13 protein-coding genes are annotated in these 16,127 nt (G+C 70.7%); 7 read left to right on the top strand and 6 right to left on the bottom strand.

The window, feature by feature from the left end:
• Positions 1-173: 173 nt before the first annotated feature.
• On the bottom strand, positions 174-1,145 hold the full coding sequence (locus CP970_RS31160; protein WP_150494891.1) for a hydroxyacid dehydrogenase: 972 nt from the start codon (positions 1,143-1,145) through the stop codon (positions 174-176).
• A 348-nt stretch (positions 1,146-1,493) separates the two neighbouring features.
• On the opposite strand from CP970_RS31160, the gene CP970_RS31155 reads away from it, so the two are divergent.
• The 4 genes from CP970_RS31155 (at position 1,494) to CP970_RS31140 (ending at position 6,077) form a co-directional block, all read left to right on the top strand.
• Positions 1,494-2,348, top strand: coding sequence for an ABC transporter permease (locus CP970_RS31155; protein ID WP_055553418.1), 855 nt, complete (start codon positions 1,494-1,496; stop codon positions 2,346-2,348).
• Positions 2,349-2,377: 29 nt separating this feature from the next.
• The gene (locus CP970_RS31150; protein WP_055553416.1) at positions 2,378-3,241 is read left to right on the top strand and encodes a carbohydrate ABC transporter permease; all 864 of its coding nucleotides are present in this window, start codon (positions 2,378-2,380) and stop codon (positions 3,239-3,241) included.
• A gap of 47 nt (positions 3,242-3,288) precedes the next feature.
• Positions 3,289-4,926 (top strand): extracellular solute-binding protein, encoded by a 1,638-nt coding sequence (locus tag CP970_RS31145; protein ID WP_055553421.1) that lies wholly within the window; start codon positions 3,289-3,291, stop codon positions 4,924-4,926.
• 98 nt (positions 4,927-5,024) lie between these two features.
• Positions 5,025-6,077 (top strand): LacI family DNA-binding transcriptional regulator, encoded by a 1,053-nt coding sequence (locus CP970_RS31140; protein WP_150494244.1) that lies wholly within the window; start codon positions 5,025-5,027, stop codon positions 6,075-6,077.
• 158 nt (positions 6,078-6,235) lie between these two features.
• Here CP970_RS31140 and CP970_RS31135 read toward each other — a convergent pair whose 3' ends face one another.
• Genes CP970_RS31135 through CP970_RS31125 form a run of 3 tightly spaced genes read right to left on the bottom strand, consistent with a single transcriptional unit; the run spans position 6,236 to position 9,235 of the window.
• Positions 6,236-7,033 carry an alpha/beta fold hydrolase gene (locus tag CP970_RS31135; RefSeq protein ID WP_150494242.1) on the bottom strand — a complete coding sequence of 266 codons (798 nt, stop codon included), beginning with the start codon at positions 7,031-7,033 and terminating at the stop codon, positions 6,236-6,238.
• On the bottom strand, positions 7,030-7,755 hold the full coding sequence (locus tag CP970_RS31130) for a DUF998 domain-containing protein (RefSeq protein WP_079043754.1): 726 nt from the start codon (positions 7,753-7,755) through the stop codon (positions 7,030-7,032). The genes CP970_RS31135 and CP970_RS31130 overlap by 4 nt, the downstream gene beginning before the upstream one ends.
• Positions 7,756-7,768: 13 nt before the next feature.
• Positions 7,769-9,235: an APC family permease gene (locus CP970_RS31125; protein ID WP_055551231.1), complete on the bottom strand. Its 1,467-nt coding sequence runs from the start codon at positions 9,233-9,235 to the stop codon at positions 7,769-7,771.
• A gap of 70 nt (positions 9,236-9,305) precedes the next feature.
• Between CP970_RS31125 and CP970_RS31120 the strand changes: the two genes are divergently transcribed.
• The 3 genes from CP970_RS31120 (at position 9,306) to CP970_RS31110 (ending at position 13,473) form a co-directional block, all read left to right on the top strand.
• On the top strand, positions 9,306-9,761 hold the full coding sequence (locus CP970_RS31120) for a hypothetical protein (protein ID WP_055551233.1): 456 nt from the start codon (positions 9,306-9,308) through the stop codon (positions 9,759-9,761).
• 136 nt (positions 9,762-9,897) lie between these two features.
• Complete coding sequence (locus CP970_RS31115; RefSeq protein WP_055551235.1) at positions 9,898-11,568, top strand: multicopper oxidase family protein; 1,671 nt, start codon at positions 9,898-9,900, stop codon at positions 11,566-11,568.
• 147 nt (positions 11,569-11,715) lie between these two features.
• Positions 11,716-13,473: an NAD+ synthase gene (locus tag CP970_RS31110; RefSeq protein WP_055551237.1), complete on the top strand. Its 1,758-nt coding sequence runs from the start codon at positions 11,716-11,718 to the stop codon at positions 13,471-13,473.
• A 10-nt stretch (positions 13,474-13,483) separates the two neighbouring features.
• Here CP970_RS31110 and CP970_RS31105 read toward each other — a convergent pair whose 3' ends face one another.
• On the bottom strand, positions 13,484-14,698 hold the full coding sequence (locus CP970_RS31105) for an MFS transporter (RefSeq protein ID WP_055551239.1): 1,215 nt from the start codon (positions 14,696-14,698) through the stop codon (positions 13,484-13,486).
• A gap of 226 nt (positions 14,699-14,924) precedes the next feature.
• Complete coding sequence (locus CP970_RS31100) at positions 14,925-15,953, bottom strand: endonuclease/exonuclease/phosphatase family protein (RefSeq protein WP_055554876.1); 1,029 nt, start codon at positions 15,951-15,953, stop codon at positions 14,925-14,927.
• Positions 15,954-16,127: the final 174 nt, after the last annotated feature.

Genomic DNA, 16,127 nt, shown 5'->3' with positions numbered 1-16,127 from the left:
TCCCGCTGTGGGCAATTGTTCCGCACGGCGGAACGGGTGGGCACAGCCCCCGGTGCCGAGGGGCGGAACGGGGGCTCAAGCCACGGTGCGGGTAGAGGCAGTCCCCCGGTGCAGAAGCGCGGGAGCGGGGGCTCAAGCCACGGGGCGGGTCGGCAGGGGGCGGTGCCGAGGGGTTATGCCAGGCGGGGCAGGTCGTCGCGGTGCAGGCGGCCCCTGAGCGGCTCCCCACGGGTAAGACGTTCCACCTCTGAGACCGCGTACTCGCCGAGGCGCCGAACCTCGCTCCCCTGAGCCCCCGCGACATGCGGAGTCACCAGCACGTTCCGAAGGTGGAGCAGCGCATGCCCGGGAGGCAGCGGCTCGGGATCCGTCACGTCCAGGAACGCGTCCAGGCGCCCCAACGCACACTCCCGCGCCAACGCCTCCGTATCGACGAGGGAACCGCGAGCCGTGTTGATGACGACCCCGCCGTCCGGGATCAGTTGGAGCATCGCAGCGCTCAAGAGGCCCCGCGTCTCAGGGAGTTGAGGAGCGTGGACGGTGACCACGCTGCTGCGGCGGCAGAGTTCGGGGAGGTCCGCGAGCTCCGTCCCCAGCGACGCCGCCTCCGCAGCCGTCACGTAGGGATCCGTGAGGAGGATCCGGAAACCCGCATCCGACGCCCGCAGCGCCGCGATGACCCTGCGGCCGATCCGCGACGCCCCGATCACCCCGATCGTGCGCGCGTCCGCACCGGTGCGGTCGGTGAACGACGGCCAGCCCCGGGCGTAGTTCGCGGCCGTCGGCAGCGCCCCCTTCGCCGCGAACGTGATCGCCGCCAGCGTGAACGCCACCACCGGATCCGCGTTGGCGTCCGCCGCGGAGGAGACGATGATTCCGCGGTCCCACACCGCCTCCGTCACCATCGGTTTGACCGAGCCCGCGGCGTGCACGACCGCCCGGAGGCGGGGCGCGTGGGCCAGCACCTCCGCCGTGAGCGGTGGGCACTCCCAGCCGGTGACCAGGATCTCCGTGTCGGCGAGCACCGCGCGGGCCGCCGGGGTGGTGAGCCCGTCGGCGAGGACGTCCGGGCTCAACTCGACGCCGCGCGCCAGCCGTTCGCGTAGATCGGGCGCGAACACACGCTCCGCGACCTCGACGCCCATGGCCAGGGCCACGACCGGTCCCCGTTTCGCCTCTGCCTGTTCTGCCACGCGTGACCGTCCCTCGTAGTAACCGGTTACTCACCAGCGCACTGGAGGCTAGGACCAATCCGGGAGAGCGGTCAAGAGACAGGCGGGCGGAGGGGGTTGACCAAGGCCAGTAACCGCTTTAGATTCCGGGCACCTTATTCCGACGACGGAGGGGTTGCCGTGCCGACGGTGACGAAGGACCGGGCGGAAACCGAGGCGGTGAAGCCGCCAAAGCGAAGCAACAGTGGTTCAAATGGTAGGAAAACCGGGCGTGGTGAGCTGTGGAAGCGGTTTCAGCGCACCCGCTTCCTGGTGCTGCTCATGGTGCCGGGGCTCGTGTACTTCCTGGTCTTCCACTACGGCGCGTTCATCGCCAACGCCGTGGCCTTCAAGGAGTACGTGCCCTTCGACGGCCTGTGGGCCAGCCCTTGGGTGGGCACGGAGAACTTCTCGCGGATGTTCGGCGATCCGGACTTCTGGCACGCGACGTGGAACACCCTCTTCATCGCCGTACTGCAGCTGGTGTTCTTCTTCCCGGCCCCGCTGGCGCTCGCGCTGCTGCTGCACAGTCTGAGCTCGGACCTGCTGCGCCGCTTCACGCAGTCCGTGATCTATCTGCCGCACTTCCTCTCGTGGGTCGTCGTGGTGGCCTTGTTCCAGCAAGTGCTCAGTGACACCGGCCTTTTGAACACCTTCCTCAGCGACTCCGGGCTGCACACCGTCGACATCATCGGCAACCCGGAGGCGTACAAGCCGCTCGTGGTCATCGAGGTGATCTGGAAGGACGCCGGGTGGGGGACGATCATTTTCCTCGCCGCGCTGATGCAGGTCGACGAGCAGCAGTACGAAGCCGCGGCCATCGACGGGGCGGGCCCCTGGCGCCGCTTCTGGCACGTCACGTTGCCCAGCATCCGACCCATCGTCATCCTGCTGCTGATCATGCGACTCGGCGACATCCTCTCGGTCGGCTTCGAACAGATGCTGCTGCAGCGGCAGTCGGTGGGCCCCGAGGTCGGCGAGGTCCTCGACACCTTCGTCTTCTGGCAGGGCATCGTCGGCGGCGACACCGGATACGCGGCGGCGGCCGGTCTGTTCAAGGGTGTCGTCGGCGCGGCGCTCGTCTTCACCGCCAACCGGGTCGCCCACCGGCTCGGCGAGCAGGGGGTCTACAAGTGAGTGCCAGTCAAGCAACGCGCCCGGCCTGGATGGAGAAGCCGCGGTTCGCGACCAAGGCCGCGAAGGGCATCGCCGTCGTCGTCGTACTCGGCCTCGTACTGATCCCGTTCCTGGTGATCATCTCGACGTCGCTCGCCTCCAACCGGGAGGTCGTGGACAACGGCGGCTGGGTGCTCTGGCCGAGCGATCCGACGCTGCGCGCCTACCGGAACATCCTGGAGGGCGGCATCGTCACCAAGGCGCTCGGGGTGAGCGTCGGCCTGACGGTCGCGGGCACGCTCTTCTCGCTCGCGTGCACCACGTTCCTCGCGTACGCCCTGGCCCGCCCCGGCGTCTTCGGCGGCAAGCCGGTGCTGCTCCTCATCCTGTTCACCTTCCTCTTCCCGCCCGGCATGATCCCCGCGTTCCTGCTGGTCAAGGGCATGGGGATGATGGATACGTATGCCGCTCTCGTCGCGCCCGTACTGATCAACGTCTTCAATCTGATCGTGCTGCGCGGCTTCTTCCAGGGCATTCCCGAGGAGCTGTACGAGGCGGCCAGGCTCGACGGCGCCGGGGACTGGCAGATCCTCTGGCGGATCGTGCTCCCGCTGTCCAAGGCGGCCCTCGCGGTGGTCTCCCTGTTCTACGCGGTGAGCTACTGGAACGCCTGGTTCCATGCCTCCATCTACATGGAGTCGGACCACTGGCCGCTCTCCCAGGTCCTTCGCACGTACGTCATCGGCGGCTCGCAGATCGCCGACACCGGGCTGAGCGAGGCGGGCATGGTCTCCGCCCCGCAGACGACGCAGATGGCCGTCCTGGTGATCGCCACCGTGCCGATCCTGCTCGTCTACCCCTTCCTCCAGAAGTACTTCACCAAGGGCGTGCTCACCGGCGCCATCAAGAGCTGACCCCAACTCGTCGTCCAGAAGGGCTCATTCACGTGTCCGGTTCCTCGATGTCGCGGCGCACGCTGCTCCGCTCCATAGCCGTCGGCGGCGCCGCGCTCGCCGCCCCGTCCCTCCTCACCGCCTGCTCCACCGACTCCAGCGGCGGCGGCAACGTCTCCAACGCGGGCAAGAAGGTGGTGCCCTGGCCGAAGTACACGCCCGCCAAGGGCCCCACCCCCGATCTGGCGCCGACCGCCGAGGGCGTGCAGCCCGGGTACACGAAGTACCCGGAGGACCTCGTGCGGGCGATGGCCGAGAAGCCCGGCGACGGCAAGCAGAAGATCAAGGTCATGACCATCACCTACGGCACCCCGCCGAAGCCGGTCGGCGACAACAAGTACTGGCAGGCCGTCAACGAAGCCCTGGGCGTCGAGGTCGAGTTCACCGTCGTGCCGGACGCGGACTTCCGCGCCAAGATGTCCACGCTGATGTCCGGCGACGACCTGCCCGACATGATCAACTTCGGTGGCGGGTACGTGCTGCCGCGCGAATCGCAGTTCGTGAAGTCGCGGTGCGCGGACCTGAGCGACTATTTGTCGGGCGACGCCGTCAACGACTATCCCAACCTGGCCAACATCCCCACGTACGCCTGGGAGGGCATGGGCCACATCGCCGGGCGCATCTACGGACTGCCGATCGAGCGGGCCAAGGTGCAGGGCGCGATGTTCATCAACCGCGAGGCGTTCGACAAGGCCGGGTACAAGCCGGGCATGTCCGCCCCGGACTTCCAAGCCATGGCCCAAGAGGGCTCGCAGGGAAGGAAGTTCACCCTCGGCGCGTCCACGGTGGGCTTCTTCGGGTACCTCTACCACGCGATGTGGCACGGCGCGCCCAACCAGTGGCAGATCAAGGGCGGCAAGGTCACCGACATGTACGGGACCGACGAGTTCAGGGCCGCCCTGGAGTACATGGCCACCATGCGCAAGAACGGCTCGTACAACCCGGACGCCACCTCGATCTCCCAGGTGGACCTGAAGACCCAGTTCTACAACGGCACCGTCCGCTCGATGACCGACGGCTGGGGCGCCGTCATCTCCAACGCCCAGGGCATCAAGGACGAGTTCACCCTGGACGTCGCCGAGCCCTACGCGGTCGACGGCGTCACCCCCGTCTACCAGCAGAACCGCGGCTGTTTCGGCTACACCGTCATCAAGAAGGCGTCCAAGGAGCGCGTCAAGCTGATGCTGCGCGTCCTCAACTGGCTTGCCTCGCCGTTCGGTTCGAAGGAGTACGAGCTGATGCACTACGGAGTGGAGGGCACCCACTTCACGTACAACAAGGACGGCGATCCGGTCGCCACGTCGCTGGGCCTGGTCGACTCCAAGACCAACCTCCCCTTCCCCTACCTGATGGACGCGCCGCAGCCCCTGTACTTCCCCGGATTCCCCGACCTCACCGAGCGGCTGCACGCCTGGGAGAAGAAGGTCGTGCCGCTCCTGGTGCCCGACGACCACTGGGGCCTGATGTCGGACACGTACAACCGGCAGGGCGCCTCGATGCAGCAGATCATCGAGGACGGCGTCACGGCGATCGTCTCCGGGCGCAAGAAGCTCTCCGACTGGGACGCCGTGCACGCCAAGTGGCAGTCGCAGGGCGGCAAGCGGTCCGCCGAGGAGTTCCTCAAGGAGTACGAGGCCGCGCACTGACCCGGCGGTGGGGCGCGGGATGATGGGTCCGGGGCGGGTGGGCCGCCGTGGGAGCAACTCCGCCCCGGATCAAGCTGGTTGCCGAATGAGGGAGAGACATGGGCGAGCGGGTCACCATCCGCGAAGTGGCCGCGCGGGCGGGCGTCTCGGTAGCGACCGTCTCGCGGGTGCTCGCGGGCAACTACCCGACGTCGACGGCGTCGCGCGCCAAGGTGCTGCGGGCGGTCAAGGATCTGGACTACGTCGCCAACGCGCACGCGCGCGCGTTGGCCGGCGCGGGCCGCAAGACGATCGCCGTGCTCATGTTCGACGTGGTGGGCGCGTTCTACGCGGGGGTCGCGCAGGGCGTGGAGATGGAGGCCGCCCAGCGCGGCCGCCTCACCCTCGTCTCCTCCACGGGCAGCGATCCCGCCCGTGAGCTCGCCCTCGTCCAGATGATGCGCGAACAGGCCGCCGAGGCCGTGGTGCTTGTGGGCGGCGTCATCGAGGACGACGAGTACCGCCAGCGGATGGCGCGTTACGCCGAGGCGCTCGCGGCGGCGGGATCCCGGCTCGTGCTGTGCGGCAGGCCCGCGCCCGCGCCCGACGTGCCCGCGCTCGTCGTGGAGTACGACAACGAAGCGGGTGCCCACGCCGTCACCAGCCATCTCCTGGGCGCGGGACACCGGCGGATCGCGCTGCTCGGCTACCAGCCGGGGAACACCACCGGCGAGGACCGGGTCGTCGGCTACCTCCGCGCGCTCGACGACCACGGCGTATCGCGTGACGACGCCCTCCTCCACGGGGTCGGCTTCGGGCAGAACAACGGCTACCGGGCGATGCGGGACCTGCTCGAAAAGGCAGGAGGGAAGCCGGAGTTCACCGCCGTCTTCGCGGGCGACGACCGGGCCGCCGCGGCGGCGATCATCGCGCTGCGCGAGTTCGGGCTCCGGGTGCCCGATGACATGTCGGTGGTCGGCTACAACGACGACCCCGTCGCGGGCGACATCACGCCGGGGCTGACCACGGTGCACATCCCCGCCGAGGAAATGGGGCGCACGGCCGTACGCCAGGCACTGTCCGGGTCGCCCCGCGCGGGGCAGGAGCGGCATCTCCTGGGCACGCACATCGTCATCCGCGACAGCGTGCGGCCGCGCCCTGCGGGCTGCTGAGCGGTTCGGGGGCGCCCCGTAAGGGGCGCGGGGCTGTGACATCTGCGGCTCCGCCGCGGGGCGCGAGCAACCACAAAGAAGCCGCAGTCGCGTCTGCGGGGACCTCGGCAGACGCGTCTGCGGCTCTTCGCGCGCTGAGCGCGCAGTTCCCCGCGCCCCTAACGGGGGCCCGTCGTCAGGATCGCCTCCGCCACGTCCGCGGGGCGGTCCCGCATGACCAGGTGACCCGACGGCTCCGCGACATGGAACGGTGCCGCGAGGCTCGTGGCCAGGTGGTGCTGGCGGGTCAGCCAGCGACGGGAGCCGCCCGCGTGGGCGGCCAGGACCGTCACCGGCAGGTCGGCCAGGGGGAACTCGCTGCGCAGGGCGGAGAGTTCGATCGCCACGTCGCCGTACGTCGCGTACTCCATGAGTGCCGCCTGCCACACACGGCTGGTTCCGTAGACCCAGGCCTGGGGGTGAGGTGCCAGCAGGCGCCGCAGCAGGGGGCCCACCGCCCTCGGCACCCCGGCCGCGCACAGCACCGTCGCGCACGCGCGCGTGCAGGCCACCCGTGGGGCACGCGGCAACCGGACGCGCGGGTGTTCCTCCACGCTGGAGTCCACCAGGACGAGGCCCGCAGTCCGCTCCGGGTACAGGCGCGCGAACGCCTCGGCGTGGAATCCGGCGAGCGAGTGGCCCGCCACCGTGACCCGCCGCCCGCCGAGCCCCACCGCGTCGAGGACGGCACGGATCCGCTCGGCCTCGCCGCGCGCGGTGGGCGCCACGCGCGCGTGCCCGCTCAGGCCGAGCCCGGGGCGGTCGAAGCGGACGACGGTGCGGGACGGCGCGAGCAGCGGCACCACGCGGTCCCAGTCGAACCAGCTGAGCCCGAGCCCGGCGCTCAGCACGCAGACGGGCCCGCTGCCGGTCACCTCGACGTGGTGCGGCACTCCCCCGACGCGTACGAAGGTCACCGCCGCCGCACCGACCAGGCGAGGAGCGCGATCCAGACCGCGATGGACAGGAGCTGGAAGCGCTGGGCGATCCCGAGGCCCCAGGTGCCGTGCCCCGCGTCGAACGCGGCGACGGACGCCAGCGTCCAGCCGGTGGCGGCCAGTTCGATGACGACGAGGACGGGTCCCGTGCGTGCGAGGAGGGGCCAGGCGGCCGTGCCTCGCCGGGCGGCGACCGTGAGCAGCACCATGCCGATCAGCGCCCCCGCGACCGCCAGGCTGCTGCTGAACGCGTGCGCGGCGTGCGTCCAGGGGATGTCACCCGCACGCTCCCGCGCCGCGCAGCCCGCGTCGGCGGTCGGCGCGCAGCTCAGCGGCAACCGCGAGTCGGCCACCGTGGCCGCGCCGAACAGGACGAGACCGGCCCAGCCCGCCACGGTCAGGACCCGGCGTTCGAGCCACACCAGCGCGGCCACCGCGCCCAGGAGGACGAAGAGGCCCCCGAGCAGGTCGGCCGTGCGGAAGAAGGTCCCGTACGGCTGGTCCTCTCCGGCGAGTTCGCTGACGTACGACCGCAGGGGCGACAGGCCCGTCGGCAGGAACGCCTCCAGCAGCCAGGTGCTGTACGTGAGGGCGCCGATGAGCAGGAGGAGCGGGACGAGCACGGCGGAGGTCCGGGTGGTGCGCGGCTGCTTCCGTGGGGACATGGCCTCTGCCGTGACGGTCGTCGTGGATGATGACATCGGTTGACAAATGCTATTTGGTTCCATCGAGCGCCCTGTGGTCGGGGTGGATCCAGCCGGGTTTGCGGAACTTGAGGAACGCGGCGGGAGCCAGGACGCCCAGCGCGAGCAGACCGCCGCCGACGATCAGCAGATAGCGCCAGAGCGGCCCCTTGCCGAACTGGTCGGGCGGCACGAAGCCGATGGCGAGGGCGAGGACCGAGGCGACGAATCCGACGCCCGCGACGAGCGTCACGGCAGGCACCACGAAGCCGCGCGCCACGTGCGGCTGGGACTTCCGCAGCCGCACGACGGACACGAACATCAGCAAGTAGGCGATCAGATAGATCTGCACGGTGATGACGGAGAACATCCAGTAGGCACTGGAGACGTCGTCGCTGAAGGCGTAGAGGACGCCGATCAGGGTGGTCACCACGCCCTGCGCGACCATGATGTTCCGCGGCACGCCCGCCTTGTTGAACTTCTGCAGGAAGGGCGGCAGATAGCCCTCCTGCCTGGCGAGCGTCACCAGCCCCTTGGAAGGCCCCGCGAGCCAGGTGAGCATGCCGCCGAGCGCGGCCATGACGAGCATGATGCCGACGACCTTCGTCAGCCAGCCGACGTGGAAGTGGTCGAAGAACGCCTGGAACGCCTGCATCAGCCCCGCGGTGAGGCTGAGCTGCTCCGACGGCATGACCCAGCTGATGGCCAGGGCCGGAAGGATGAAGATCAGCAGGACGAGGCCGGTGGCGAGGAAGATCGAGCGCGGGTACTCGGCGCGGGGGTGGCGCAGGGACGACACATGGACGCCGTTCATCTCCATGCCCGCGTAGGAGAGGAAGTTGTTGACGATGAGGACCAGGCTGGCGAGCCCGGTCCACGGCGGCAGCCAGTGGTCCGGGGACATGGGCGCGGCGGACGCGTTGCCCTGCCCCAGGAAGACGAGGCCGAGCACGACGAGGACGACGCCGGGGATGAGCGTGCCGATGACGAGCCCGAGCGAGGAGAGCCCCGCGACGGTCCTGGTGCCGCGCGAGGTGATCCACACGCCCGTCCAGTAGATGACGACGATGACGATCGCTACGTAGGGGCCGTTCTCGGCGAGGCTCGGGTGCACGACGTACGCGAACGTCGAGGCCACGTAGGCGAGCAGGCTCGGGTAGTACGCGATGGTCATGGCGAACTGGCACCACACGGCGACGAACCCGAGCGGCTTGCCGAGCGCCTCGCTCACCCACCGGTAGATGCCGCCGGACCACCCGGAGGCCAGTTCGGCGCCGACCAGGGCGGTGGGGAGCAGGAAGACGATGGCGGGCAGCAGATAGAGGAAGACCGCGGCGAGCCCGTAGATGGCCATCGACGGCGAGGGGCGCAGGCTGGCCACGGACGCGGTGGTCATGAGGGCGAGCGTCACCCAGGAGATCAACTGCCGCGGCGCGGCGGGGTCCGGCTCCGCCAGGGCACCGTCGCCGGTCTGTGCCGGTTCGTCCGTACTCGTCATGCGCTCATGATCGTCCGAGTACCGGGGGCCCGCATGTCGCCGAATACCCAGCGGGGGTAGGGTTCGCCGCATGGCGAGGACGAGGAGCCGCACGGGCTACGGGCAGTTGCTGCTGCTCGCCGCGCTGCTTCTCGGGATCGTCACGATGCATACGTTGGGGCATCCCTCGGGCGGTCACGACGGTCACGATGGGCACGACGGTGGCGCGAGCATGCCCGCCGCCGCGTCGGCGCCGATGTCGCCGTCGATGGGGCACGAGATGGCGGGGGCCGCGCCCACCGCGCCCACCGCGCGCGTGGTCGCGCCCGCCTCCGAGCCGCACCACGGCATGAGCATGGATCCGCTGTCCGTGTGCCTGGCGGTCCTCGGCGCCTTCACGCTCATCGTGCTGGTGCGGGCCGGGCTTCTGCGGCCCGGCGGGACCCGCACCCCGCTGCCGTCGCCCGGGCGGCTCCTGCCCGCGCCACGGCCCGATCCGCCGCCACCTCGCATACGTCTGGCCCGCCTCTCGGTGCTGCGCATTTAGACCGGCGCACCGGCTGCTTCGCGCTGCCCGCGAGATCCGTGCGGTTCCGGTGGGAACCAACAGGGGTCGAGCGGTGTACCAGAAGCAGCGGATGCGCCCATCCGCACGCACCACCACCACGAGGTGTCACTCAGTCATGCGTCAACAAGTTCCGCACACCCCTTCACGCCGTACCCTGCTCGGCGCCGCGGCCGCCGCCGCCGGGACGGGAATCCTGACGGCCTGCTCCGGCTCCGGCTCGGGCTCGGGCGGCCACGGCGGCGGCCACGGCGCGTCGGGCGGCGCGTCCGGCCCCGAAGGCTATGTCGACCCGGCGGGCAAGGAAGTCGCCGCCGCCGAGAAGAAGCGCGCCCGCGGCGGCAAGGTCCGCGAGGTCAGGCTCATGGCCATGGAGACCAAGCTCGACCTGGGCGGCCCCCAGGTCAGGACGTGGGCGTACGGCGAAGGGCTGCCCGGCAAGGAGGTCCGCGTCACCGCGGGCGACACCCTGGCGCTCACCCTCGCCAACCACCTCCCCGAGGCCACATCGCTGCACTGGCACGGCATCTCCTTGCGCAACGACATGGACGGCGTCCCCGGCCTCACCCAGAAGGACATCAGGCCCGGCGGCGACTTCACCTACCGCTTCGCGGTCCCGCACCCGGGGACGTACTGGTTCCACCCGCACTCCGGCACCCAGCAGGACCGCGGGCTGTACGCGCCGCTGATCGTCGAGGACCCCAGGGAGCCCCTGAAGTACGACAAGGAGTGGGTGATCGTCCTCGACGACTGGGTCGACGGGGTGGACGGCTCCACTCCGGACGGCGTGCTCGCCGAGCTCAGCAAGGGCATGGCCGACCACGACATGGGCGGCGGCGAGAAGGACGGCTCGGGCGGCATGGACCACGGCGGCGGCCACGACATGTCGAACATGTCCTCCACCTCCATGTCCTCCACCTCGGCGCGCAAGGCCCCGTCGCCGAAGCCTTCGGGGCCCTCGCGGATGATGATGGGCGCCAAGAGCGACCTGCTCGGGGGCGACGCGGGCGACGTCGCCTATCCGCACTACCTGATCAACGGGCGGGCGCCGAAGGACCCTTCGCAGTTCCGTGCCCGCCCCGGCGACCGCATCCGGCTGCGCATCATCAACGCGGGCGGTGACACGGCCTTCCGGGTGGCGCTCGGCGGCCACGAGATGACGGTGACGCACACGGACGGCTTCCCCGTGGCGCACGCGAAGACGGACGCCCTGCTCCTGGGCATGGGCGAGCGTTACGACGTGCTCGTCACCGCGGGCGACGGCGTCTTCCCGCTGACGGCGGCGGCCGAGGGCAAGAAGGCGTCGGCGCTCGCGGTGCTGCGCACGGGCGGCGGGGCCGCACCGGCCGCGTCGGTCCGCCCCAAGGAGCTGACGGGCCGTCTCCTGACCGCCGACAAGCTGCGGTCGCACGAATCCGTCGCGCTGAAGTCCCGCAAGCCGGACCGCACGATCAAGCTCCAGCTGACCGGGGGCATGGCGAAGTACGACTGGGCCTTCGACAAGAAGCCGTACTCCCCCGATCAGCGCCACCCGGTGCGGGCGGGTGAGCGGGTCCGCCTGGTCTTCGCCAACTCGACGTCGATGTGGCACCCCGTGCACCTGCACGGCCACACCTTCGCCTTGGCGAACGTGGCGGGCGGCCCCCGCAAGGACACCGCGATCGTCCTGCCGAACGGCACGCTGACGGTGGACTTCGACGCGGACAACCCGGGCCTGTGGATGATCCACTGCCACAACGTCTACCACGCGGAGGCAGGAATGATGACGGTCCTCGGCTACCGCAAGTAGCTCCGTAAGGGGCGCGGGGAACTGCGCGAGCAACCACAACGGCCCGCACCCGCAAGCGAGCCGCCGCAGGCAGACGCTCCGCGCCCCCGCGCCCCACCCACCCGTCCGGCAGGACATCGCGTCGCTCTGACGATTAGACTGGGAGACGTGCCTCAACTACGTCTCGCCCTGAATCAGATCGACTCGACCGTCGGCGATCTCGCCGGGAACGCCGAGGCGGTCGTCCGCTGGACCCGGCACTCGGCCGAGCAGGGGGCGCACCTCGTCGCGTTCCCCGAGATGGCACTCACCGGGTACCCCGTGGAGGACCTCGCCCTGCGCTCGTCCTTCGTCCAGGCCTCGCGGCAGGCGCTGCACGCGCTCGCCGCGCGCCTCGCCGACGAGGGCCTCGGCGAGCTGCCGGTCGTCGTCGGCTATCTCGACCGCACCGACGAGGCGAAGCCCAGGTTCGGCCAGCCCGCGGGCGCCCCGCGCAACGCGGGCGCCGTGCTGCACCGCGGCGAGGCCGTCCTGACCTACTCCAAGCACCACCTGCCCAACTACGGCGTCTTCGACGAGTTCCGCTACTTCGTGCCGGGCGAGACCCTGCCGGTGGTGCGGGTGCACGGCGTCGACGTGGCCCTGGCCATCTGCGAGGACCTCTGGCAGGACGGCGGCCGCGTGCCCGCGACCCGTACGGCGGGCGCGGGCCTGCTGCTCTCCATCAACGCCTCGCCGTACGAGCAGAACAAGGACGACCAGCGCCTGGAGCTGGTGCGCAAGCGCGCCCAGGAGGCGGGCTGCACCACCGCCTATCTCGCGATGATCGGCGGCCAGGACGAGCTGGTCTTCGACGGCGACTCGATCGTCGTCGACAAGGACGGCGAAGTGATCGCGCGCGCACCGCAGTTCGCCGAGGGCTGTGTCGTGCTCGACCTGGAGCTGCCCGCGGCGGGCGAGGTCCCTTCGGGCGTCGTCGACGACGGTCTGCGCATCGAGCACGTCACGGTCTCCGCCGAGCCGCTGCCCGCGTACGAGGCGGAGCTCACCGGCGGGTACGCGGAGCGGCTCGACGACGACGAGGAGGTGTACTCGGCGCTGGTGGTGGGCCTGCGCGCGTACGCCGCGAAGAACGGCTTCAGCAGCGTCCTGATCGGGCTCTCCGGCGGCATCGACTCGGCGCTCACCGCCGCCATCGCCTGCGACGCGCTGGGCGCACAGAACGTGCACGGGGTGGCCATGCCGTCCCGCTACTCATCCGACCACTCGATCGCCGACGCGGAGGAGCTGGCGCGGCGGACCGGGCTCCCGCTGCGGACCGTGCCGATCGCCCCGATGTTCGACGCGTACATGGGATCGCTCGGTCTGACCGGGCTCGCCGAGGAGAACCTCCAGTCGCGGCTGCGCGGCACGACGCTGATGGCGCTCTCCAACCAGGAGGGCCACATCGTGCTCGCGCCGGGCAACAAGTCCGAGCTCGCGGTGGGGTATTCGACGCTCTACGGAGACTCCGTCGGGGCGTACGGACCGATCAAGGACGTCTACAAGACCTCGATCTTCCGGCTCGCGCGGTGGCGCAACCGAGCGGCCGAGGAGCGCGGGCAGCTCCCGCCGATCCCGGAGAACTCCATCAGCAAGCCGCCGAGCGCGGAGCTGCGGCCCGACCAGGTCGACACGGACTCGCTGCCCGACTACCCCGTCCTCGACGGCATCCTGGAGCTCTACGTAGACCGCGACCAGAGCGCGGAGGCGATCGTGGCCGCGGGCTACGACCGGGAGCTCGTGGTCAAGACGCTGCGGATGGTCGACACCGCCGAGTACAAGCGCCGCCAGTACCCGCCGGGCACCAAGATCTCCGCCAAGGGCTTCGGCAAGGACCGCAGGCTGCCCATCACCAACCGCTGGCGCGAGTCGGCGACGGGCTGACCCGCGCCGCTCAGTGGTGGCGGGACGGCTCCCTGGCCGGAGTCCCCGCCGCCACCAGGCGCTCCGTGCCCGCCGTCGGCGTACGCAGGTCCACCAGGTAGGCGGCGCCCGCCACCGCGAGTCCGAGCACCGCGAGCACCGCGCCCGTCACCGCGGGGGACGTGACGCCGAAGCCCGCCGCGAGGGCGAGGCCGCCGATCCAGGCGCCGCCCGCGTTGGCGAGGTTGAACGCCGCCTGGTTCGCGGACGAGGCGAGCGAGGGGGCCGCGGCCGCCTTCTCCATGACCATCAGCTGCAGGGGCGATCCCGTGGTGAACGCCGCCATGCCGAGCAGCACCACCGCGAGCGCCGCGCTCCACCCTGCGCTCATCAGGAGCGGGAACAGCGCGAGGACGACGGCGAGGGCGGTCAGGCCGCCGAAGAGCGTGCCCCGCAGGGAGTGGTCGGCGAGGCGGCCGCCGAGGAGGTTGCCCGCGGTGGCGCCCACGCCGAACAGGGCGAGCAGCAGGGTGACGCTGGATTCGGCGTAGCCCGCCGAGTCGGTGAGCATCGGCGTGATGTAGCTGTACGCGGCGAAGAGCGCGCCGAAGCCCGCGACCGTCGTACCGAGCGCGAGCCAGACCGGCACACTGCGCAGCGCCCGCAGCTCGCCGCGCAGGCCGACCGCGTCGCCGTGGCCGTGGTCGGCGGGGACGAGCAGGGCGAGCGCGGCGACGGCGGCGATGCCGATCGCGCTCACGCCGAGGAACGTGGCGCGCCAGCCGAGCTGCTGCCCCATCGCCGTACCGACAGGAACGCCGACGATGTTGGCGACGGTGAGGCCGAGGAACATCAGGGAGACCGAGCGGGCCTTGCGCTCGGGGGCGACCAGGCCGGTGGCGACGACGGCGCCGACGCCGAAGAAGGCGCCGTGCGGCAGTCCGCTGAGGAAGCGGGCGGCCATCAACCAGTGGTAGTCGGGCGCGGCGGCCGACAGGGCGTTGCCCACGACGAACAGGACCATCAGGCCGATCAGTACGCGCCTGCGCGGCAGCTTGGCGGTGACGGCGGCGAGCAGCGGGGCGCCGATGACGACGCCGAGGGCGTACGCGGAGACGAGGTGGCCCGCGGTCGGGATGGATATGTGCAGGTCGTCGGCGACGTTGGGCAGCAGGCCCATCATCACGAACTCGGTCGTGCCGATGCCGAAGGCGCCCACGGCGAGGGCGAGCAGGGCCAGGGGCATGGGGAGGTACCTTCCACGGAAGCAGGGGGCGGCCCGGAGCGGGGCGAATCCATTAGTTTACGTACGGAACAAAGCAAAGCCGCGCGCCGAGTATTCCGTGGGGCCTGATCCGCACCTGGTCCGTGCCTGATCCGTGCCGGAACCGGGCCGGAACCGGGCCGGAACCGGGCCGGAACCGGGCCGGAACCGGGCCGGAACCGGGCCGGAACCGGGCCCGATCCAAGCGCTACTCGGAGAGCTCGACCCGCGCCGCGATCGGCAGGTGATCGCTGTTCGTCTTCGGCAGCGTCCAGGAGGAGACCGGCTCGACGCCCTTGACCATGATCTGGTCGATGCGGGCCATCGGGAACGACGCGGGCCAGCTGAAGCCGAAGCCGTTGCCCGCCGCGCCCTGCGTGGAGCGCATCTGCGCGGTGACGCCGTTCAGGGCGCGGTCGTTCATCGTGCCGTTCAGGTCGCCGAGCAGGATGACCTTGCCGAGCTTCTCCTTGGAGATGGCGTCGCCGAGCGCGTCGGCGCTCTCGTCGCGCTGGTTGGCGGTGAAGCCCGCGTCGAGCTTCACGCGCACCGACGGCAGGTGCGCCACGTAGACGGCGACCTCGCCCTTGGGGGTGTCGACGGTGGTCCGCAGCGCGCGGACCCAGCCCAGCTTGATGTCCACGGGCTTGGTGTCGGCCAGCGGGTACTTGCTCCACACGCCGACCGTGCCCTTGACCGAGTGGTACTTGTAGATGCGCGAGAGCGCCTTCTCGTACGTCGGTACGGCGTCCGCGGTGAGCTCTTCGAGGGCCAGCACGTCCGCGCCGGAGGCGGCGACGTCCTGGGCCGTGCCCGTCGGGTCGGTGTTGTCCGCGTTCACGTTGTGCGTGGCGACGGTCAGGTCGCCCTCGCCGCCCGACTTGTCGCTGATCAGGCCGCCGAACTGGTTGATCCAGATGATCGTGGGCAGCAGCACCGCGATCAGGGCGGTGGCGGACTTGCGCACCACCGCGATGACGACGATCACCGGGACGAAGACGCCGAGCCAGGGCAGGAAGGTCTCGGTGAGGCTGCCGAGGTTGCCGATGTTGTTGGGGATCTGGGCGTGGAACAGCATCACCAGGGCGATCAGGAGCGCGGCACCCGCGGTGACCAGGCCGCGCCGCCAGATGCCGGGGTCGCCGCGCCAGCCGTCCACCAGGCGCCGGAACCAGGACCCCGGACGCTCGGGCCCCGAGCCTTCGCTGTCCGTCTCCGTCTTGTACGCCTGCGCCATAACTCTCGTCGCCTCACTGCCTGCCGTGCACACCGTCTGTCCCGCCCCCTGAAACCCTAGGCGATGATCGGGTGCGTCTCTGCCGTCCGCGACGGCCGTACTGGCACGAGGACGAACGAAGCGGCGCGGCGAGTTCCTGACCGGCCCCGCGGAGTCGGCTCTGTGACGAAATGC

Source organism: Streptomyces kanamyceticus, assembly GCF_008704495.1.
Lineage (GTDB): Bacteria > Actinomycetota > Actinomycetes > Streptomycetales > Streptomycetaceae > Streptomyces > Streptomyces kanamyceticus.
Note: the sequence above shows the minus strand (reverse complement) of the source record. Positions and strands in the feature narration are given on the sequence as shown.